This window comes from Streptomyces sp. NPDC001373 (genome assembly GCF_042895815.1).
In the GTDB taxonomy this organism is placed as follows: Bacteria; Actinomycetota; Actinomycetes; order Streptomycetales; family Streptomycetaceae; genus Streptomyces.
This window is the reverse complement of record NZ_JBIAWQ010000032.1, coordinates 37,014-38,013: the sequence shown is the minus strand read 5'-3', so window position 1 is coordinate 38,013 and position 1,000 is coordinate 37,014. Positions and strand designations below refer to the sequence as shown.

Annotated in this window: 1 protein-coding gene and 1 rRNA gene; one reads left to right on the top strand and one right to left on the bottom strand. The window is 70.5% G+C overall.

From position 1 onward, the window contains the following. A 5S ribosomal RNA gene (rrf, locus tag ACFY15_RS35285) occupies positions 1 to 91 on the top strand; the annotation flags it as partial. Between the two features lie 24 nt (positions 92 to 115). On the opposite strand, the gene ACFY15_RS35280 is transcribed toward rrf, so the two are convergent. Then, positions 116 to 1,000, bottom strand: an 885-nt coding sequence (locus ACFY15_RS35280) for a hypothetical protein (protein ID WP_390826875.1), incomplete at its 5' end; no start/stop codon positions are given.

Sequence of the window (1,000 nt, the reverse complement as noted above, 5' to 3'; positions counted from 1 at the left end):
GCCCGGTTACATTCCGAACCCGGAAGCTAAGCCTTTCAGCGCCGATGGTACTGCAGGGGGGACCCTGTGGGAGAGTAGGACGCCGCCGAACAATCTTTCAAAGGACCCTTGGTCCTCAGCGTTCACGCTGAGGACCAAGGGTCCTTTTTGTTTTGCACCTCTTTACGCCGAAGCGCGACCATGGGCTGGTTGCGCGAGAATGACTAGCGGTACCCCGAAGACAGGAGTCACACCCATGTCCAACTCTCCCGACGATCGTCCGGAGCGCGAGCCTCGTCGCAACGACGGCGGTGACAGGGGCGGCTACCGCGGGGGCCGTGACGACCGTGGCGGTGACCGTGGCGGCTTCCGCCGCGACGACCGCGGTGGTCGCCCCGCCGGTGGCGGCTTCCGCCGTGACGACCGTGGCGGACGTCCGGCCGGCGGTGGCTTCCGCGGCCGCGACGACCGTGGCGGCGACCGTCCGTCCTACCCGCGTCGTGACGACGAGCGTGGTGGTTTCCGTGGCGGTCGTGACGACCGTGGTGGCGACCGTCCCTCGTACCCGCGTCGTGACGACGACCGTGGCGGCCGTCCGTCCTACCCGCGTCGCGACGACGAGCGCGGCGGCTTCCGCGGCGGCGACCGCCCGGCCTTCCGCCGTGACGACCGTGGCGGGGACCGTCCGTTCTCCCCGCGTCGTGATGACGAGCGTGGTGGTTTCCGTGGCGGTCGTGACGACCGTGGTGGGGACCGTCCGTCGTACCCGCGTCGTGACGACCGGGGTGAGCGTCCCTCCTACCCGCGTCGTGACGACGAGCGCGGCGGCTTCCGTGGCGGCCGTGACGAGCGTGGCGGCGACCGTCCGTCCTACGGGCGTCGTGACGACCGTGGCGGCGACCGTCCCTCCTACCCGCGTCGTGACGACGAGCGTGGTGGTTTCCGTGGCGGTCGTGACGACCGTGGTGGGGACCGTCCGTCGTACCCGCGTCGTGACGACCGGGGTGAGCGTCCCTCCTAC